Source organism: Flavobacterium soyae (genome assembly GCF_045348165.1).
In the GTDB taxonomy this organism is placed as follows: Bacteria; Bacteroidota; Bacteroidia; order Flavobacteriales; family Flavobacteriaceae; genus Flavobacterium; species Flavobacterium soyae.
Genome location: NZ_CP150845.1, coordinates 3,164,392 through 3,187,225, shown reverse-complemented (window position 1 = coordinate 3,187,225; position 22,834 = coordinate 3,164,392). Strand labels below are relative to the sequence as shown.

The following is a 22,834-nucleotide window of genomic DNA, read 5'->3' as shown; positions in this document are numbered from 1 at the left end:
GTGGCTAAAAAAAGTTAAACACTAAAAATATAAAGTTCCCGCAAAAAATATACAAAATGAAAAGAAGAGAATTTATCGAAAAAACTGCTGCAAGTACTGCCTTATTAAGTTTAGGATTGTCATTGAGCAGTTTTGGAAATGACGATATAAAACACTTAACGATTCTGCATACAAACGATGTTCACAGTCATATAGATCCATTTCCGGCTGATGATCCGCGTAATCCAAATAAAGGCGGCGTATCACGTCGTGCGGCACTTATTGAAACAATTCGTAAGGAAAATCCAAATGTTCTTTTGTTAGACGCAGGCGATATTTTTCAGGGAACTCCGTATTTTAACTATTATGGCGGTGAACTGGAGTTTAAGCTGATGAGTATGATGAAATATGATGCCTCAACAATAGGAAATCATGATTTCGATAACGGTCTTGATGGCTTATATGCTCAAATGCCTCATGCAAGTTTTGAGTTTATCTGCTCGAACTATGATTTTAAAAACACCGTAATGAACGGTCTGGTAAAACCTTATAAAATTTTTAATAAAAATGGTATTAAGGTTGGGGTTTTTGGTTTGGGAATTGAGCTTCAGGGTTTAGTTGACAAGCAATTATACAAAGAAACTGTTTATAATAATCCTGTTGAAATTGCTCAGGATATGACGCAGTTATTAAAGAAACAAGAGAAATGTGATTTGGTAATTTGTCTTTCGCATCTTGGATACAGATACAAAGATGAACCTTCGAAAATTTCTGATTTAAAATTGGCTGAGCTTACACAGGATATTGATTTAATTATTGGCGGCCATACTCATACTTTTCTTGATAAGCCAACGATTGTAAAAAATAAGACAGGAGAAAATGTATTGGTCAATCAGGTTGGCTGTTATGGAATCAATTTAGGGCGTATCGATTTTTATTTTGATAAAGATAAAGCACACAGCAATCAGGCCAAATCAATTATTGTATAAGGCCCTTTTTTGCATTTTTGTTTTTTCGAGGAAATATTCGACCATAAAGTAGTAGGCTAAAATTTGTGTAATATCACGTATCAAAACCAGAACTACGGACTGTGAAAAGTATTCGTTGAAGATGTAGAATATATCTGAAAATATATAACTAACTGTCATTAATGACATTAAAAGGGTTATAAATGTGCCTTTTGTAATATAGCTTACAAAAGAGAAATAACTTATATAACTTAGAATTATTCCGTAGATGATATATATATAATCAAAGCTTTTAGTGTTGTCAAATTTCATACTGAGTACTGAAATGAGCAGATAAACAATAAAAATTATTACTAAAGATATTGGCAGGATATCTTTTTTCTGCAGTTTTATTCTTTCGTGTTCTACAATAAAAAGTTTCATAATTAAGGCATACACGACAAGAAAACTTAATACAGCTCCAATTTCAGAAACCTCAACATCCATAAGATCAAAAACCTGACCTATAAAGCAAAAAAGAAAAATAAAACTTTCGGTTTTCTTGATTTTGAATTCACTGCTGATTAAAAAATAAATAAAAATGGCAGGCAAAACTATTGCCTTCGCATAAATTGCAAGGAAATCTTGTTCTGTCCAATCAAAAATAATTGTAAACAGTAACGCCAGGAAGAATAAAATTAACGATGGTTTATTAGCCTTCATTGAGTTTAGTTATAAAATCATCTTCAGATAGTATAGGAATATTTAATTTAGTTGCTTTTTCTAATTTAGCCGGCCCCATATTATCTCCCGCCACGACAAAGTCGGTTTTTGCAGAAATCGAACTTCCTACTTTTCCACCGTTATCTTCGATCGTCTTTTTTAATTCATCTCTTGAAAATTGACTGAAAACTCCTGATACTACAAAAGTTTTTCCAATAAATTTTTCGGTAGCATTTGGGTTTATTCTTTCTACGGTTTCAAATTGAACTCCATAACTTTTAAGACGTTCAATTATGATTTTATTTTCTTCGTTTTCAAAAAACTCTATTACGCTTTTGGCAATTCTTTCTCCAATTTCATCAACCAGAATTAAATCCATTAAAGAAGCCTGGCTTAAAGCGTCGATGTTTTTATAATGTTTGGCCAGTTTCTTGGCAACGGTTTCTCCAACAAAACGAATTCCGAGTGCAAACAGTACACTTTCAAACGGAATTTCTTTTGATTTTTCTACCCCATTTACCAAATTTTCGGCTGATTTTTGTGCCATTCTTTCTAAATGCAAAATATCCTCAACTTTTAATTCGTATAAATCAGCATAATTGTATACTAATCCGTTATTAAAAAGTAATGCAACAGTTTCTCCGCCAAGTCCTTCAATATCCATTGCTTTTCTTGAAATGTAATGCTGCACCCTTCCTATAATCTGAGGAGGACAGCCGTAAAAATTCGGACAGTAATGATTTGCTTCTCCGATATTTCTGACCAGTTCAGTCTGACATTCCGGGCAATGTGTAATGTATTGTGTTATTTCTGAATTTTCCGGACGTTTTTCTAAATCAACTGCAATAATTTTAGGGATAATTTCTCCTCCTTTTTCAACAAAAACGGTATCATTTATTCTGATATCCAGTTTTTCAATTTGATCTGCATTATGCAGCGACGCTCTTTTTACAATAGTTCCGGCCAATTGAACTGGTTCAAGATTAGCCACGGGAGTAATGGCTCCTGTGCGCCCAACCTGATAAGAAATTGATTTTAATTTGGTTGAAACCTGCTCTGATTTGAATTTGTATGCAATTGCCCAGCGTGGTGATTTTGCTGTATAACCTAATTCTTCCTGAGAATGAATGTTGTTTACTTTTATTACAACGCCGTCTGTTTCATAAGGTAATTGATGACGATGTATGTCCCAATAGTCAATAAAATCAAAAACTTCCTGCATATCATTGACCAATTTGGCTTCGTTTGGCACTTTGAACCCCCATTTTCTGGCTAATTCTAATCCTTCGTACTGCGTTTCAAACGGAAGGTTATTTCCTGTTACGAAATACAACAAACACTCTAAAGGACGTTTTGCGACTTCGGCACTGTCTTGCAGTTTTAAACTTCCTGAAGCTGTGTTTCTTGGGTTTGAATATGGAGTTTCTCCTATCTCGATCAATTCCTGGTTCATTTTTTCGAAACCGGCATATGGAAGAATAATTTCTCCTCTAATGTCAAATTTTTCAGGGTAATCTCCTTTTAATTTGATTGGGATTGATTTGATTGTTTTAATGTTATTGGTAACCTCATCTCCCTGAAAACCATCACCGCGTGTTAATGCCTGAACAAGTTTTCCGTTTTCATAAGAAATACTGATTGAGGCTCCGTCGTATTTTAATTCGCAGGTATATTGCAGGTTTATATTTCCTAAAACACGCTGAATTCTGTTTTCCCAATCAATTAAATCTTCTTTAGAATACGAATTATCCAGCGAATACATTCTGTATTGATGCGCAATGGTTTTGAAATTTTTTGTTACCGTTCCGCCTACTCTTTGTGTTGGAGAATCTTCATCGAAAAACTCCGGGTGTTTATTTTCTAAATCCTGAAGTTCTTTTAGTTTAATATCAAAATCGTAATCAGAAATTGTAGCGTTATCCAACACATAATAGTTGTAATTGTGTTGATTAAGTTCGTCTCTTAATGTTTGGATGGTTTCCTGAATATTCATAAAATATTAAAATAATGCTGATTTTGATTTGAAAATAAATGAATATCAAAATTATGATTATTTTGGTTCAAAAAACATTAAAAAAAACGAAAGTTTTATAAAATCAAAAATCAGGCTGCAAAAACTTGCGGCCTGATTTTCTCCTTGTCCATTATTCTTAAAAAAGAATCTTAAAAAAACCAACTTCCAAATGGTTTTTGCGTTCTATATTTCACAATCTAATTATCAATAAATTAGATTGAAAATACAGTACTATTTTTGAATAATGATGAAATCGGAGCGTCTGTTTAACAAATGTTCTTCTTCAGTACATTTTACTCCATTTTTGCATTTATTGATTAAACGACTTTCACCGTAACCAATGGCACTTTCGATTCTTGAAGCGTCTATTCCTTGTGAAATAATATAATCTCTTGTTGATTTTGCTCTATTATCAGAAAGTTTTAAGTTATAAGTATCTTTTCCTCTTGAATCTGTGTGTGATTCAATTTTGATTCTGATGTTTGGAAATTTTTGCATGATGAAAACTACTTTCGCCAATTCTTCGATTGCCAGAGGTGTAATATCGTATTTGTCATAGTCAAAATAAATTGGGTTAACATCTACTTTTTCAACACCTTTCTTTTTTACAACTAAATCGTCATAATTACTGAGTTCAAAATTAACGTTTGGAATTTCGCCTTCGTTTTCTTTTGTTGTCTCTACGGTTTTATCATCGCTGCTGTAATTTTGTTTAGCTGCAATCATTTTAACCACTTTATTACATGGAACGACAATGGCATATTTTCCTTCGTAATTCGTTTTTGCTTCACCTAATACTTCTTTAAAAGAATTGTAAGCCATTATGGTAACATCCGGTAATGGAAGTTTAGATTTTCTGTCGATTGCCATTCCTGAAATGCTTTGGCTGCAAACAGGTTTTCCTTTTACAAAAGAATAAATATCATCGTCGCCTTTTCCTCCTGTTCTGTTTGATGAAACGTAACCGTAACTATCCGACTTATCCACGATATAAGTAAAGTCATCTTTGTTACTGTTTATTGGAGCGCCCAGGTTTCTTGGTGTAGAAAAAGTTCCGTCTGCAAAAAATTTACTTTCGTAAACATCTAAATCTCCTAAACCATAATGCCCGTCAGAAGAAAAATAAAGCATTCCGTTTCTGTAATATGGGAAAAGATCATTACCAATTGTGTTGATTTTTGGTCCCAGATTCAGTGGTGTACTCATAGTTCCGTCATCGGCAATTTTTACTACATATAAATCCGTTTCACCAAATCCGCCCGGCATATCTGATGCAAAAAACAACCATTGGCCGTCGTCGCTTAAACAAGGATGCCCTACAGAATAATCATCGCTGTTAAAGAATACATTTTGCGGATTTTCCAGTTTATTATCGACAACTGAACCTCGTACAATCTGAAAGTTATTGATTTTATTTCCATCTACAACTAATTTGTTTTTCTTTAGAATGTTAGTGGTGTAATAAATCGTTTTTCCGCTTGCATCAAATGTGGCTGTTGCTTCGTGATATTTGCTCATTACGTTTGGTAAAAACAAACTTTCATTGAAGAGGCTTCCATCTGCCGGGTTTCTTTCGGAAACATATAAATTCAAAAATGGCTGATTGTTCCATGTGTATAGTTTTTCGCTAAACTTGGTTGTATCTCTTGCCGAAGTAAAGACGATTTTTTCCTGAAAAAAAGTGGTTCCAAAATCAGATTTACTGGTGTTGATATCCAGATTTTTTATTTGATACAGTGGTTTTGCTTTCGCTAAACTATCCAGCTGCTTTTTCTGGGCAACATAGCGGTTTATTTCCTTTTGATCTCCTTTTTTATCTAAATATTCTTTGGTTACTCTATCTGCTTCTTCATAATCCATAACAGCTTTCATACTTTGAATATATCTCAGATAGTAAATATCGGTTAGATTATTGCCCTGAGCTTCGTATAGTTTTCTATACCATTTAAGGGCATTTCTTGCATCAGAAATGAAATAATAGGAGTCTGCGGCATTTTTTAATGTTTGTGCTGACGGACTTTTAACATTCTGTAAAATTTCTTCGTAAGCCTTTGATGCATCTGTATATGAATAATTTCTAAACAAAGCATCGGCTTTCTTTAAATTAGTCTTTTGAGCAAAACTAAACGTAATGCTCAAGACTAAACTTAGGATATATATTTTTTTCATATGTTTTGTTTTTAGAAGAATCGAGGAGATTTAATTTTGCTTTGTCCTTTGTTGAATGTATAACGCAGGATGAATTCATGTGTTCCATCGTTGTATTTATTCAATTGGCTTACAGTGTAATCAAATGCATATCCGAGATAAAAACTTGGAGATATTTGAAAACCTGCCAGAATACTTACTGAATCATCTGTTCTATATGACCCGCCAATAACAAATTTTTCATAAAGCATAAAATTCGCCGATACATCTGCAGTCAGCGGCGCTCCGCTCACTGCTTTTACTAAAAATGCCGGTTTGAACTTCAAATTTGGGTTCAAATCAAAAACATATCCTCCCATTAAATAATAATGCAAACGATCGTAGTCTATCGATTCCTGCACATCATCATAATAGTTGTTTGAAATAAAACTTGGAACAGAAAATCCTAAATACCATTTTTCTGTGTAATAGTAAATTCCTGCTCCTACTGCCAATTTCATTTGATTGTCTATATTTTGGTTTAAGAGAACATCATTGTTATTATAATATCTCCCTTTAGACCAATCTATATTCAGCATTCTCATACCTGCTTTTATACCAAATGCTAATCTTTTTTCATACCCAAGAGGTAATGAATAAGAAAAGTTTCCGTCAAGGTATAACTCATTTGAAGGTCCAATTTTATCATTGACAACACTCAGCCCTAAACCGATTTTTTCATTTGAAAGCGGTGAGTGAATGGAAAACGATTGTGTTTCTGGTGCTCCTGAAATTCCTACCCATTGAGAACGGTGTAAAAGCGTGGCTTCGAGAGTGCCGGTAGATCCGGCATAAGCCGGATTTACCGCCATTGTATTATACATATACTGCGTATATTGAGGATCTTGCTGTGCGCTGGCACAAACAGTAATAAGAGAACATATTAAAATTAAATACGTTTCTAATGGTTTTATATATAGTTTCATAACGATACTTATTTAGTTTAATTAATTAGATGATTAATAGAATGTTATCTCATTATTGATAACCATCCTTTTTTAACCGTTCCATCTCCAATGGTAATCACATAAAAATAAGTACCTGTTGGCAGCATATCTCCTCTATTAACTACTCCGGATACATTTGCAGTTCCGTCCCAATCGTTTTCATAGTGGGCTTTGCTGTACACTAATGCACCATATCTATTAAAAACTTTTAACTCATTGTTAGAATGTGTTTCGATACAGTCAATTCTAAACAAATCATTAGCTCCATCATTATTTGGTGTAAACTCATTGTAAACTGTTAAACAAATTGGCACAACCGAAACTGAAGCTGTATTGTTTGCCGCATCGACATCTAAAGGAGTTGAGTTTTCAATTGTGGCAACATTTAAGTAGTTTCCACTTGAAAGTACTTCTGCAACTATTGTTAACGTAACACTTTGTCCTGCTGGCAGCGTTGGAATTGTCCAAAGTCCCGTTGCCGGATCATAAGTACCTGTTGATGTATTAGAACTTACTAAATTGTATCCTGATGGCAGCAAATCACTAACAATTGTATTAATGAAACCACCTTCGCCAACATTGTTTACCGTAATTGTAAATGTTACGTTATCACCAAAATTAGGCGTTGGATTATCAACCACATTTGTAATTGTTAAATCAGAACATGTTGCAACTGTTACATTTAGGAATTTAGTTGTGGTTTCGTCACAGTTATTAGTGTAAGTAACCTCAACTCTTCCCGGTCCAATATCTGACCATGAAATTGTTGCAGATCCATCTGCAGTTCCTCCGCCGGAAGTGATTGTTCCGTTTGTAACTGACCAAACATAATTTGATTTTCCATTTGCAATTGAATAGGTTACTCCCTGGAAAACACATGGTGTGTCGTCTGTAGTTGTAAGCTGTACTAATGCATCATTTTCAAAGGCAATTGTAATACCCAGTCTTGCAGCGCTTTCACATCCGTTTGTTGTGTTACTAAGTGCGGCAGCATAATAGGTGCCTGCTGTTAGTAATGTTCCTGCCGGCAGCGGTGTTCCGCCTGTTGCAGCTGCATAGAAAACAACATTTGGTTCATTAACCAAGATGTTTGCTATCGTTGGCAGTTTAGATAAACAGAACGTTTGTGTTGTATTTGGCGTTGTAATTATACCCGGAGTATTTACATTTACTGCAACTGCTAATCTTGCTGGATTTTCACAATTTATAGCGCTTGACACAGCTCCATAATATGTTCCTGCTGCTAAAGCTGTTGTAGACGGAATTGCTGTTCCGCCTGCAGCAGAAGTATACCAAATCACATTTGCTTCATTTACCTGAATGTCGGCAACTGTTGGTGTATTTATTGAGCAGAAATCCTGTGTAGTATCTGTTGTAGTTGGCGTCGGGCTCGGATCTGTCACCGTTACAGTAACCTGTAAACGAGTTGAGCTTTCACAACCTGTTGCCGGATCTACAATATTACCATAATAAACTCCAGATGTTAAGGCTGTTGCAGCTGGAATTGCTGTTCCGCCTGTTGCTGTGCTAAACCAAGTTACATTGCTTTCGTTTACCTGAATGCTTGCAATTGTTGGTGATGTTGTTGAACAGAAGCTTTGGGCCGCATTATTCGTTGTTGGATTAATTGTATTTCCAACTGTAACTGCAACTAATAATCTCACACTGCTTTCGCATCCTGTTACCGGATCCTGAATAGCTCCATAATAATTACCTGTTGCTAGAGCTGTTGCAGCTGGAATTGCTGTTCCGCCTGCAGCAGAAGTATACCAAACTACATTTGTTTCATTTACCTGGATATTAGCAACTGTTGGTGCGTTTCCAGAACAGAAAGTCTGTGCAGCATCTGTAGTTGTTGGTGTAGCAGGATCTGTTACAGTAACTGCAATTGCTAATCTTACCGCACTTTGACAATTTGTTGCTGGATCTAAAATGGCTGCATAATAGGTTCCGTTTACCAAAGTAGAAGTCGAAACAATTGGCACTCCGCCTGTTACAGTACTGTACCAAACAATGTTTGACTCATTAACCTGAATATTAGCAAAAGTTGGTGCATTAACTAAACAGAAGTCTTGTGTGGCATCTGTAGTGGTTGGTGTTCCCGGATTGGTTACGCTTACGGCAACTGCTAATCTAACATTGCTTTCGCAGTTGGTTGCTGGATTTAGAATTGAAGCATAATATGTTCCTGTTGCTGTTGCTAATACTGTTGTCGAAGGAACTGCTGTTCCGCCAGTAGCTGCTGTATACCAAACTATTGTGCCAACCGCTGGTGCATTTACCTGAATATCGGCAACTGTCGGAGCATCAACTAAACAGAAATCTTGTGTGGCATCTGCTGTAGTTGGTGTTCCTGGATCGGTTACGCTTACGGCAATTGCTAATCTAACATTGCTTTCGCAGTTTGTTGCTGGATTTAGAATTGAAGCATAATAAGTTCCTGTTGCTAATGCTGTTGTAGAAGAAACTGCTGTTCCGCCTGTCGCAGCTGTGTACCAAACTATTGTGCCAACCGCTGGTGTGTTTACCTGAATATTGGCAACTGTCGGTGCATCAACTAAACAGAAATCTTGTGTCGTATCTGCTGTAGTTGGTGTTCCTGGATCGGTTACACTTACGGCAATTGCTAATCTAACATTGCTTTCGCAGTTGGTTGCTGGATTTAAAATTGAAGCGTAATAAGTTCCTGTTGCTAATACTGTTGTCGAAGGAACTGCTGTTCCGCCAGTAGCTGCTGTATACCAAACTATTGTGCCAACCTCTGGTGCATTTACCTGAATATTGGCAACTGTCGGTGCATCAACTAAACAGAAATCTTGTGTCGTATCTGCTGTAGTTGGTGTTCCCGGATCGGTTACACTTACGGCAATTGCTAATCTAACATTGCTTTCGCAGTTTGTTGCTGGGTTTAGAATTGAAGCATAATATGTTCCTGTTGCTAATACTGTTGTCGAAGGAACTGCTGTTCCGCCTGTTGCGGCAGTATACCAAACTATTGTTCCAACGGCTGGTGTGTTTATCTGAATATCGGCAACGGTTGGCGCATCAACTAAACAGAAGTCTTGTGCTGCATCTGTAGTCGCTGGTGTTCCAGGATCGGTTACACTTACGGCAATTGCTAATCTAACATTACTTTCGCAGTTTGTTGCTGGGTTTAGAATTGAAGCATAATATGTTCCTGTTGCTAATACTGTTGTCGAAGGAACTGCTGTTCCGCCTGTTGCGGCAGTATACCAAACTATTGTTCCAACGGCTGGTGTGTTTATCTGAATATCGGCAACGGTTGGCGCATCAACTAAACAGAAGTCTTGTGCTGCATCTGTAGTCGCTGGTGTTCCAGGATCGGTTACATTTACGGCAATTGCTAATCTAACATTACTTTCGCAGTTTGTTGCTGGGTTTAGAATTGAAGCGTAGTATGTTCCTGTTGCTAATACTGTTGTAGAAGAAACTGCTGTTCCGCCTGTTGCGGCAGTATACCAAACTATTGTACCAACAGCTGGTGCATTTACCTGAATATCGGCAACTGTCGGAGCATCAACTAAACAGAAGTCTTGTGTGGCATCTGTAGTAGTTGGTGTTCCCGGATCAGTCACGCTTACAGCAACAGCTAATCTTACCGCACTTTCACAATTTGTTGTTCCGTTTAAAATTGATGCATAATAAGTACCTGTAATCAAAGCTGTTGTAGAAGCGATTGCTGTTCCGCCTGTTACGGCAGTATACCAAACTATTGTTCCAACGGCTGGTGTATTCACCTGAATATTGGCAACTGTTGGAGCATCAATTAAACAGAAATCTTGTGTAGCATCTGTAGTGGTTGGTGTTCCAGGATCGGTTACATTTACGGCAATTGCTAATCTAACATTACTTTCGCAGTTTGTTACTGGATTTAAAATTGAAGCGTAATAAGTTCCTGTTGCTAATGCTGTTGTCAAAGGAACTGCTGTTCCGCCTGTTGCGGCAGTATACCAAACTATTGTTCCAACGGCTGGTGTGTTTATCTGAATATCGGCAACTGTTGGCGTATCAACTAAACAGAAATCTTGTATTGCATCTGTTGTTGTTGGCGTTCCTGGGTCAGTCACACTTACTGCAACTGCTAATCTAACATTGCTTTCGCAGTTTGTTGCTGGATTTAGAATTGAAGCGTAATATGTTCCAGTTATTAATGCTGTTGTTGATGGAATTGCTGTTCCGCCTGTGGCAGCTGTGTACCAAACTATTGTGCCTGCTGCTGGTGCATTTACCTGAATATCGGCAACGGTTGGCGCATCAACTAAACAGAAATCTTGTGTGGCGTCTGTTGTAGTTGGTGTTCCCGGATCAGTCACACTTACGGCAACTGCTAATCTTACGCTGCTTTCACATCCTGTTATTGCATCTGTCGCAGCTCCATAATAAGTTCCTGTTGTTAATGCTGTTGTAGATGGAATCGCTGTTCCGCCTGTTGAAACATTATACCAAACTACATTTGATTCATTTACCTGAATACTTGCAATTGTTGGCGCATCAACTAAACAGAAATCTTGTGTAGCATCTGTAGTGGTTGGTGTATTTGGATCACTTATTATAATTACGGCATCTTGTAATGTTCCTGCAAGATTTTCACAAGTATTATCACTGGCCGCCGCCGCATAATAAGTAATTGGACTCATTGCTTTTGTTAATCCTACAGCTGTTAAAACACCCGCTGTATTGATTGTATAAGTAACTCCTCCTATAACTGAACCATTTGTTATTGGCTGTGTCCTAGCTGCATCTAAATACCAGGTAAATACCGGATTTGTTAGTGTTGGTGCAGTTGGAGTTAATGATGCCGATACGCTGTGACAAACTGTTAAGTCATCAACTAAAATATCATTTACAGTTGAAGGAGGCAGAATTGTAAATGTAATTTGTTTTCTGTCTGCAGCTGCAGTTTCACAAAATTGATCTCCGCTAACTCCTACATAATAGGTGTAAGTTCCCGGAGCTAATCCGTTAACGATTAACTGTGAAGTTGTTTCTCCGGTAATTAACTGACTTGTTGTTCCGTTAAAACTGTACCAATAGTAAACTGGAGTTGTTAAAACTGGTGTTCCGCTCAAACTTGCGGCTAAAGTTACAGTTCCTGATGGAGAACAAATTGAAGTTGCCGTTCCTCCGTTTAACGTAATATTTGTTAAAGCATTTACCGGAGCAGAAGCTTTAATTTCAACTGTTACTTCTCCTCTTGCAAAAGTTTCACAGCCATAACGTACTGGCTGAACATAATATTTATAGATTCCTGCTGGTAAACTTGCCGGTACTGTATAAGTAATTCCTGTAGCAAGTGCAGTTCCTCCTGTTGGTGCATCATACCAAATATAGGTTGAACAGGCTTCTTCGGGTATTTGAAGCGTTATATCTGCTCCCGGGCAAACTGTTATTTTATTATCCGGATCGGCTCCTATTACGGTTGTGTTTGCAGCTCTTTCTACCGTGTGAATTCTTAATAAATCTAATACTCCTACAGTTCCCCCTAAACGAATTCTTACTCTATCGTATGATTCTGTTGGTGAAGAAACCAGAACCATTGCCATTGTATTTCCCGGCAATAAGTTTGAACTAAATGATGGGCTTGAATTGTCAATTGGCGCTCCAACAGCAACACTTCCTAAGTAACGCTGAATAGTAAATCCATTTAATAAATTAACACTTAAAATTGAACCTGGTCTTGAAACGACAATCCTTAGTGTATCACTTACTACTGATGGTGTTTTAAATTCGACTGTTAAGTCGGCTGCGGCCAAAGCCCCGGCTCCGCTGTACATTGTAGCAAAAGTTGCAATATCATTGTCTGCAACATTCCACGCATCGCTCACTCCTATTGCACCTGTAACAGTTACAGCTCCCAAATCAGTTGCTCCATAAAAAATATCGCGAATATCACCTGGCGTACAAACCGCACTTGAAACTGATCTGTTGTAATGAGCATCGAATACTTTTGTGTTTTGAACAACAGTTAAAAGCGAAGCTGACTGAATACGTATTCCGTCATAATTCTGCGGACCCGAAACATCTGAAGGAACAAAAGTAAACTCAAAGGTATTATCTCCAGGAATTAAATTCAATAATGGGCCAGATACGGGCTGCATCGTTCCAATATCAACTCCGCCTATAGTTCCTATTACTGATAAATTTTGACCAACCGTTAATACGTTGGATTCAGAACCTAATTTAATAGTTACCGGCGTTCCTTTTACAATAGGTGCCGGCCAGGTTAAATTTTGCCAGGTTGTACCAACTCCTAAAAGTCCTAAACCTGTTGTAATTGTAGAGAACGTCTGCGGATTACCGTCAACTGCATTTGCACCGTCAGTAACAGTTCCTGTAATCATTGTTCCTGATGTTTGTGCAGTAGCATAAACTCTTTCTGTTAAAGATTGACAGCTGCTAAGATCAATTACATTGATAACTTTTGCTGCAGTTGCAGAACAGATTCCGTCATTGGCAACAACGGTATAAGTATAAACTCCCGGTGTATTTAAAACCCCAGTAGTAAAAGTTGGTCCCGTTAAAGCATTTCCTTGTGGATCAAACCATGAAATTGTTCCTGTTGAAACCGCTGTTAAGGTAACATTTGAGCCTATATTTACTGATTCTGATGGGTTTGTTACTACCAGGCTTGGCAAGGCATTTATTGTTACTGATACAGACTGAAGCACTGAAGGACAAGTAACTCCATTACCCTGAGCCAAAATTGAATAAACACCGCTTACTGTAATATTAGCAGCAGCATCTGAAGTTATTACATTATTTGATGGATCGTAGAAAGTATAAGTTGTATTTCCTGTTGAATCAAAATTAGTTATTGCATCTCTTAAATTAGCACTTCCACAGCCTGTCAATGCTGCGTTTACAGTTAAAACAGTAGTAGAAGGAAAGTTAACAGTTACTTGTTTTAATGTTCCATTAACATTTTCACAAGTACCTCCATTTAAAATTGAGACAAAATAATTATAAGGTGTTCCTGCAGCATTTAAACCTGCAATAGTAAGTTCTCCTGTTATAGCATCTTTAGTAAATGTTACTCCCGGCTGACTTACTACAGTTGTTCCTGTTATAATTTCCTGAGTTTTATTTTGATCCGTATAATATCTAAACTCAGCTCCTGTAATTGTTGATGATGTTGGGGTTAAAACTGCATCTCCGGCACAAGTAGCCTCAACCGGAGTTGTAATTATAACATCAGCATCTGTAGGAATTTGCAGTACTGTAACGGTAACAGCCTGACGTAAACTATTAATACAAGTTCCTCCTCGAGTTCCTTCTAAATAATATGTTGTAGTAGATGTTAAAGGGGCAGTTGGATTAACTGCAGCAATGTTTCCTCCTGTTGGAGCATCATACCATGTAAAGGTTTCTGTTCCTGTAGAAGAAGCTGTCAAAGAAGCTGTCTGCCCTGAACAAATTGGTGCCGAAGCTCCTGTTATTACTGCATTTGGAAATCTGTAAGAAGCTGCATAAATGTATAAATTAGCTAATGCTGTTGCCAAACCTCCTAATCTTACCTCAACCTGATCAAATGGTGCGGCTGCAGTAAAACTTGCTTTAAATCTATTTCCTGTCAGTGGCTGAAGGTTCAATAAATTATTGGTAATTGCAACCCTGTCGTTATTATACGTTACTCCATTATACGTTGCCAGGCTAACCGCTCCTAATAATGAATTATTAGATAATCCGCCTGGTATTTCTAATTCAACATCAATTATATCTCCTGTCTGACCTGGCGTAGCAAAAGTCAAAAGCTGCTGAATATAACCTGTAACACCAAGCGGTACAGTAAGTTCTGCATATGTACTTATATCACCATCTACAGAATTATTTTGATTAGCAGAAGTACACAAAACACACAAACCACCTGTACTTGTTATTTGAGAGCCAGCTTGCAAACAACTATTAATTGCATTAATTACTGTAACATTAATTACAGCTTTTGCACTACTAACACAATCTGTTGCTAAATCTACAGCCTCCACATAAAATGTTTTATTTGCAGTTAAAGCCGGAGTTGGAGTATATGTACTACTAGTAGGCTCTAAAATAGTTCCTCCCGTTGGAGCATCATACCATGTATATCCAATTCCAGGTGAACTTGTAACTGCCAACATCACACTCTGACCTGACTGAATAATCACATTTGAAGAGACAGGAACAGGTACTGAAGGTTGTGGATTTATATTTACATTTACCGGAGTACGTGCAGCACTTAAACAACTTCCAATAACCGCTTCAACATAATAAGTTACAGGAGCAGTTAAATTTGGTGTTGTATAAGAAGTCCCTGTAAACAATAAATTTCCGTTTGAAGCCGCATCATACCAATTATAGGTCGTGCCTACAACTGGTGATTGAACCGTTATTGTTGTTGTATCTCCGCTACATATATTTGCAGGTGAAGCAACAACTGATGCTGGTGCAATTGGATTATTTACTGTAACAAGAACCGGATTTCTTTCACTGTTAACACAGCCATTTCTTGTTACTTCAACATAATAAGTTGTTCCAGTTGTTAAAGCCGGAGTCGTAAATGCGGCTGTAGAAGCTAATGAGGCCCCGCCAGTCGCTGCACTATACCAATTAACAGTTTCACCAACTGCAAGAGCAGCGGTTAATGTTGTCGTTTGTCCGCTGCAAACAGTTGTGCTGCCTGTTATAACCGGAGCTTTATATCTATATGAAGCCTGATAAATATCTAAATTTGCTACTAATGCAGCCAAACCTCCTAATCGAATTTCTACACGATCAAAATTTGCTCCGGCAGTTACACTTGCTCTAAAACGGTCTCCGCTTAATGCTTGCAAAATAATTGACGGATTGTCAATTGAAATTCTGTCATTATTATATGTAGCTCCATTATACGTTGCCAGACTAATCTCTCCTAATAATGAAAGATTGGTTAATCCGCCTGGTATTTCTAATTCAACATCAACGATGTCACCCGTTTTACCTGGATTGGTAAATTGCAATGTCTGCTGAATCCATCCATTAATTAAACCTAGAGGAACCGTAAGTCTCGCTGCAGTTGCTGTATTTCCATCTACAGAATTATTTGGATCTGTAGAACTACATAATAAACACAAACCATTTTGTGTTGTCTGCTGACTGCTGGCTTCAAGGCATCCGCCTAAAACCGACGATTGTACCGTAACCGTTACAGGAACTCTAGCTGCACTAACACAACTGCCGTTTGGACTTTGAGCTTCAACATAATATGTTGTTGTTGCAGTTAAAATAGGTGTCGTAAAATTTGGTGTATTTGTTGCAACCGGCGTTCCGCCTGCAGCTACATCGTACCAGTTTAATTGTACTCCGGGTTCAGAAGTTTCTGCATTTAAAGTTGTATTCTGACCTGACTGAATCGTAACACTTTGCGTTAACACTGTTGGCGTTGCAGGAACTGCTGTAGAAACTACATTTACTGCAGTTCGAGTAGGACTTATACAACTGCCTATCGCACCTTCGACATAAAAGGTTGTGGTACCCAAAGGTACTGTAGATGAATAATTATCTCCTGTCGCCAGTGCCGTTCCGCCGCTTGAAACAGAATACCATGAGTATGTTGTTCCCGGAATAGGATTTAAAAGCGTTAAAGTGGTCTGCTGCGTTGCTCCCGTAGAACAAATAGCTGTCCCGGCGTTATTAACCGCCGGTGCAACCGGGTTAGAAACATTAAGAACAACTGGTACCCGGACATTGCCTTCACATCCGGCAGTTCGGGAAATACTAATGTAATAAGTGGTATTAGTATTTAAAACAGGGGTTGTATAAGTATTTCCTGTTGCTAATGGTACAGTCGACGCTTCAGAACTATACCATGCAAGCGTAGTTCCTGCGGCCGGAGTCGCTGTAAGCGTTGTCGCAGACCCGGCACAAACAGTTTGTAATAAACCGCCAGTAACTGTTGGTTCTGCAAACTCTAAACGAACATCATAAAGTCGTAAGCTGAGCAAAAGACTTAAATTCCCTCCAACCTGAATTTGCACTTGATTGGCATCGCCTGTTAAGGTATATTCTGCAACCGCAACAGTGTTTCCTAATAAAAAATTCAAATTCAAATTTGGATCATTTAAAGCCACACTTGAACCTACATTTGTACCAGACATTTTGGCTTGAAGAGATACATTAGATAACAATCCAAGATCCAGCAAACCATTTCCTGTACCAAAGTAAATTGCAATTTGATCTCCTGCTCTGGCCGTCTGGTTCAAGGTCATTGTTTCTTCTACGAAACAGCTTACACCAACAGAATTTGTCAGGGTTGCAAAAGTCGTTAAGCCAGCGCTGTCATAAGCATTGGCAGGGCTATCAATGTTTAATCCTACGCACAAAAATCCGCCTTGACTATTTGTTTGAGACACTGGTCTGCAAATAGTCTGCGAAAATACATTTGTGCATAATAAGAATAAAAATAATAGTCCGAATAATCTCTTCTGAAAATTGAGACTACAAAAAGTAAATTTTTTTTTCATAATTTGGAAGATTAGAAAATGGACAATAAAATACCTGCTGCCATAAGCACGCATGCTTAGGCAATTAAAAAAAACATTAAAAATCAATTAGTTAAACTCTAAAACAAATCCTTAGCACATAAAGACTATAGTTTAAATTTTTATAAAAAAATTATGTTGTATCTAATATACCGAAGTATACAGATGAGAACTTTTTATTTTCTTCCAATAAAAATATTCTCGAAACTTTTGGGGAATATTGATCTGAATCAATCTTCCAAATGAAGTGATTTGTTTTTAAATGAATTTTCATAAACGAAAATTTAAAGTGTGGGAGGAGAATTTTAATTCTATAATATTTAATCGATTTCAAATAGAAAGCTGATTTACTCTTTCTATGATTTTGATTCATCTAAAACCAAATTCGAAATTGAATCAATTAAACATTAAAGGTTTTATCCATTAAAAAATTTAACAGACAATATTATCGTCAACACAATGCAGACAACACTTTAAATATTTAGAATTGAATATTGAAAACTTTTGAAAAAAGTCAGTAACAAAAAAAGTAGAATCAAAAGGATGTAGAAGTTTGTTTTTCTTCAGAATAATAAAAAATAAAGCTAAAATAATATGAAGACCTAATGCAAACTCAATAAAGAAAGTAAATGTCAATTCCATAAGCACTCGATTAAAAGTTATTATTACAAAGCCAATTCGATTATAATTATTACATAGTATACATTTTGATTTTAAAAAGTCATACAGATAAATCTTCTTTTGGTATTTAGTGAAGTAAAGCCGAAAACCATTTTGTTTAACTTTTGTATCCTAAAATTATAAAAAACAAAATTATAAAACAAGCGTAAAATTCTTATTTTTTTAAAGAAAATAAAATTTAAAAAATAATAAATCTTTGTTAATATAAGAAAATACGGAGTTTTTATTACGAAACACCCTGTTTTATTAGGCTTAAAAATACTTACATTTTTATGTTAAATTTAATATTTATAAGTTAAGTACTACACAAAACATATCGAAAACGATTGAAATTTAACATTTTGACACACATTACAATTCAAAATCTGTTAAAATTAGATGATATTTCAAAAATTTAATTATTAACAAAAAAGCACGTAGAAATACGGGTATAAAAAAACATAAAAGTATAAACAAAAGTTAAAAAAGTAAAAAAAGGATAAACAATTAACATGATTGCTTATCCTTTTTTAAACTTTTGAAAATGAACTTATTATAAACTAAGATTCTAAAATTGTATTAATTTGCGTAAATAATTGTCCTTCACTTAGAAAAGCCCCCTGCTTAATCAATTCAAAAATTGAAGAATTTCTATCCTCAGTAAAGACCTTTTTTCCAACTTTCATTTCGATATTTTCAGTAAACATATTATCACTAAGCCACTGCAAACCTTCTTTCGTCAAAAAATCAGTTTCCGGAAGTAATGATTTCAATACTATCGATTGTACGTAAGTATCAAAACATTGAAATAAAAAAATATGATTCTTTGAAAAATGTTCTAAAAATTCTGCTCTGCCTAAAACACCTTCCCAGATTAAATCTGAAAAAACATCCAGTTCCTGCTCAGCAACTTCCGGTTTATTTACTTTAAGAGAATCCCATTCTGCTTTATCTATTGCCTGAGTTGCTAAAAAACTTGCAAATTCTGCATGTAATTCATCAAACTGCTCTTTTGTTAATCTTGCGTACTTCATTATTTTTTTATTGTTTAAACGCCTTAAAAGAACTTTTAATAATAAAAAAAAAGCCCTCGCAAATGCGAGGGCAAATTTATAACTTTTTTATCATTACTAAAAAATGTATCTAACACCAAATTGAGCCTGCCATCTCGACGTTAAACTGGCATCATAACTAAATGTTTTGGTTTGGGTATTATTAAACGTATAAGTTGGCGTATTTCCAACAACAGTTACCCCAATAGGCTGAACACTAGTTGGTACCTGAACAACACCCCAATCAGAATTTAATAAATTTCCAAAATTTAAAATATCGATACTAAACTGAATCGTGTTTGTTTTTTCAGATGCCGATGAATACTTAAAATTATAATCCTGTAATAATTTAATATCACATCGTCCCCTCCAAGGTGATATTGCACCATAACGTTCTGCATACTGCCCTCTTCTGTCTTTCATATATTTATCCTGCGAAATAAATTTATCAAAAGCTTCTCCCTGGCCAGCACCGCTAAAAGTCATTTGGGCAATTTCTGCAGTTGTTGGAATATAAATCAAATCATTTACTGTAGAACCATCTCCGTTAATATCTCCTCCATATGTATAATTAAAACGTCCTCCCTGAGCATATTCAAAAAACGCAGAAACTGTAGTTGCCCACTTATCTTTTCCGTATTTCCATTTTTTTGAAGCTACTCCAATAAAACGATGATTATCACCATATTTTGAATTCGAAAGCACATCATTATTTACATTTCCTAAAGCAGGATTAAAAGAAAAAGCATCTCCGGTAATCTCTGCTTCAATAGAGTTAACATCTTTTGATTTCATATAATTATAAGCAATACTTGCATACAATCCATTTACAAATGTTTTCTGCACTTTAGCAGAAGCATTAAAAGCACTTCCTTTGCAAGAATTTGTCATTACATAAGCGTTATTCTCGCCATGATCTGCCGCCACATAAATTGGTCTGTTATCCACACCCGCCAATACTCCTGTTGGAGGTTTTAAACCCCAGTTTTGTACATGTACCGCATTAATATCTTTATTATATGACAAATCAAGCGTTACGATATAATTACTTTCAAATCTATGATCGTAACCTAAACTTGTTCTCCATACTTGCGGCCATTTATAATCCGGATCCATAATTTGCAAAAAGCTGTCATCTGCGCCGCTTACCTGATTTCCTAACCAAACAAACGGAATTCTTCCTGTAAAGATTCCAGACCCTCCTCTAAGCTGCGAAGTCGCATTGCCTTTTACATCCCAGTTAAAACCTATACGTGGTGACCACAAAATCCTGTCGCTGGGTAAATCCGTCGAAATCAATTTAACAGCTTCTCCCGTTTGAGGATCATAATAATCAATATCATTATTTCTACCTGCCCCGCCGTTATCAGTGTCAATATATTTCTGAATTAAGTCTGCAGTATTAAAATACAAAGGCTTATCAATTCTTAAACCTACGGCTAATTTAAAATCATCACTTAAACTAATATCATCCTGAGCATAAAAAGCCCATTGACCTACATTTAGCTCTGCCAGCTTCCAACCGCCATCACTGCCTACAGCAAATTGACTTTTTGTATTATATGTATCTTGAGCATATTGAAGATTTTGTGCAATAATACTTGTAGCATATGGCTGCGCAGCATCGTTTAAGAAATCCTGTACTGTAAAATAAGGTGTAAAAAATGTTCCCGCATAACCATTTGGGTTTCCAAAATTATCATACCCTGCTAAATTGAAAGAATTTTTAAATTCAAATTTCTCAAAAGAAGTTCCAAAAGTAAAAGCATGTTTCCCTACAGTATAAGTCAAATTATCAGTAATTTGAATTACTTTTTGATCTAATGTATTATTTATAGAAAAAGGTTCATGACCTGCAATAATATAATTTGATCCTGCACCGTCCTGAATATTTATAACAGGCGCAGGAACAGAAAACGGTTCTCTGTAATCATCAAAATGAGTATAACCTGCCTGCAGTTTGTTTGATACCGATTCGCTGAATTTAGAATTCAGCTCCACTAAAAAGGAACTCAATTTATTATTGATTTGATATCCTGAATTTTGAAATTGCAATATAGAAGCATTTGGTCCTCTAAAACCAAGAGCTGTCGGGTGTGCCGGTTTATCTTTTGAGGCATCAAGAAAATTATAAATAACCGCTAATTTATGATTATCATTAATATTCCAATCTAATTTTATAATCCCTTTGCTTGAATTTGATTCATGCTTAAATCCCTGATAAGCACCCGTATTGTAACCTAAATTTGCCAAAGCGTTCGAAACCGCGATTAAATCTGATTCCAGAACTCTTGATTCATTAATTCCGGTAACCCCATCATTGTTATTAGCAACAAAATTAGAGCCTAAATCACTTCGCTTATCAATTTCAAAATTCCCAAAAATGAATAATTTATCTTTAATAATTGGTGCTCCCAAACTAAATCCGGCCTGAGTCTGCTCTAATGAAGGCACAAATATTTTCTCTCCTTTAATCTTGCTACCTGTCAAATCCTGATTTCTATAGAATGCATAAGCTGTACCATGAATTTCATTCGTTCCTGATTTGGTAACCGCATTTACAGAAGCTCCTGTAAAGCCGGATAAAGTTACGTCATAAGGAGCTGTAGCAACCTGAATCTGCTCAATTGCATCTAACGATATTGGCTGAGCACCTGTCTGCCCTCCTGGAGTTGCAGCATCAAGTCCGAATGGATTATTAAAAACCGCTCCGTTTAAAGAATAATTGTTATATTGATCATTTCTACCACCAAAAGAACCTCCGCTTGCAGTTGGCTCTAAACGGGTAAAATCTTCTGCCGATCTTGAAATTGTTGGAAGCGCTGTTAGCTCTTTCCTTCCAATTGTTGTTTCAGCACCGGTTTTCCCGCTTTTAAAAACTTTATCTTTTGAGGTAACTTTAACTTCCTCAAGCGTCTGACTTTCATCAGCCAGAAGTACATCTATATTAAATGGTTTTCCTAAATCCAGATATATGTCATTATATTCCTGACTTTGATATCCAACAAAGGTTACTAAAATCTTGTAAGGTCCGCCAATTCTCATATTCAAAATATTAAACCTTCCATCTTCATTGGAAACGGCAGAATATTTAGTTCCGGTTGGAGTATGAACTGCTAAAATACCAGCTCCCGGCAATAGTTCATTACCTGAACTTTTTACTATACCCTTAATACTCGACGTAGTGGTTTGTCCTGTGGCCGCGGTGAGCCCCAGCACACATAACATTAATGCAAATAGTTTTTTCATTTTCCTGGTTTTGAGTGAGTTAATTCACTCAAAATTAGGCAAAAAAAAATCACTCCTAAGAGTGATTTTTATATTTTATTAACAAGAAGTTAACAAAATGTTATTTTTCAGCAATGATCTCGTATGGTAATTCAACGATAACATCTCTGTGTAAACGGATGCTCGCAGAATATTTCCCTGTACGTTTCACGATACCGCTAGTGATGAATTTTCTGTCGATAGCGTTACCAGATTTCTCTAAAGCTTCAGCAATATCGATGTTTGTGATAGAACCAAAAAGTTTCTCTCCACCAGCTTTTGCAGTAAGTTTAATTTCAAGAGCTTTTAAAGTTTCAGCTAATGCTTTTGCATCAGCAACAATTTTAGCTTCTTTATGTGCTCTTTGTTTTAGGTTTTCAGCTAAAACTTTTTTAGCAGAAGGAGTTGCTAATGTAGCAAAACCCTGAGGAATTAAAAAGTTACGACCGTAACCAGGTTTTACAGATACTACATCATCTTTAAATCCTAAGTTTTGTACGTCTTGTTTTAAAATAAGTTCCATGTTGTTGTCCTTATATTTTAG

At 36.2% G+C, this 22,834-nt stretch carries 9 protein-coding genes; 1 reads left to right on the top strand and 8 read right to left on the bottom strand.

Features of this window, described 5'->3' with window-relative positions:
* Nucleotides 1-56: 56 nt before the first annotated feature.
* Nucleotides 57-968, top strand: coding sequence for a bifunctional UDP-sugar hydrolase/5'-nucleotidase (locus tag AABD74_RS13660; protein WP_232682135.1), 912 nt, complete (start codon nucleotides 57-59; stop codon nucleotides 966-968).
* On the opposite strand, the gene AABD74_RS13655 is transcribed toward AABD74_RS13660, so the two are convergent.
* From AABD74_RS13655 to rplI, 8 genes are all read right to left on the bottom strand, one after another.
* The gene (locus AABD74_RS13655) at nucleotides 954-1,649 is read right to left on the bottom strand and encodes a hypothetical protein (RefSeq protein ID WP_406843201.1); all 696 of its coding nucleotides are present in this window, start codon (nucleotides 1,647-1,649) and stop codon (nucleotides 954-956) included. The genes AABD74_RS13660 and AABD74_RS13655 overlap by 15 nt on opposite strands.
* On the bottom strand, nucleotides 1,639-3,642 hold the full coding sequence (ligA, locus tag AABD74_RS13650; protein ID WP_232682137.1) for an NAD-dependent DNA ligase LigA: 2,004 nt from the start codon (nucleotides 3,640-3,642) through the stop codon (nucleotides 1,639-1,641). Before ligA ends, AABD74_RS13655 begins: the two co-directional genes overlap by 11 nt.
* Nucleotides 3,643-3,894: 252 nt before the next feature.
* A complete protein-coding gene (locus tag AABD74_RS13645) occupies nucleotides 3,895-5,832 on the bottom strand; it encodes an OmpA family protein (protein WP_406843200.1) in 1,938 nt (645 codons plus the stop codon).
* Nucleotides 5,833-5,843: 11 nt separating this feature from the next.
* Nucleotides 5,844-6,776, bottom strand: a complete 933-nt coding sequence (locus AABD74_RS13640; protein WP_232682140.1) for a type IX secretion system membrane protein PorP/SprF — start codon at nucleotides 6,774-6,776, stop codon at nucleotides 5,844-5,846.
* Nucleotides 6,777-6,820: 44 nt separating this feature from the next.
* Nucleotides 6,821-17,293 (bottom strand): gliding motility-associated C-terminal domain-containing protein, encoded by a 10,473-nt coding sequence (locus AABD74_RS13635; protein ID WP_406843199.1) that lies wholly within the window; start codon nucleotides 17,291-17,293, stop codon nucleotides 6,821-6,823.
* A gap of 1,238 nt (nucleotides 17,294-18,531) precedes the next feature.
* A complete protein-coding gene (locus tag AABD74_RS13630) occupies nucleotides 18,532-19,005 on the bottom strand; it encodes a DUF6495 family protein (RefSeq protein ID WP_406843198.1) in 474 nt (157 codons plus the stop codon).
* A 96-nt stretch (nucleotides 19,006-19,101) separates the two neighbouring features.
* Entirely contained in the window at nucleotides 19,102-22,272 is a 3,171-nt protein-coding gene (locus tag AABD74_RS13625) for a carboxypeptidase regulatory-like domain-containing protein (RefSeq protein WP_406843197.1), read from the bottom strand.
* A 100-nt stretch (nucleotides 22,273-22,372) separates the two neighbouring features.
* Nucleotides 22,373-22,813, bottom strand: a complete 441-nt coding sequence (gene rplI / locus AABD74_RS13620; protein WP_406843196.1) for a 50S ribosomal protein L9 — start codon at nucleotides 22,811-22,813, stop codon at nucleotides 22,373-22,375.
* Nucleotides 22,814-22,834 lie beyond the last annotated feature (21 nt).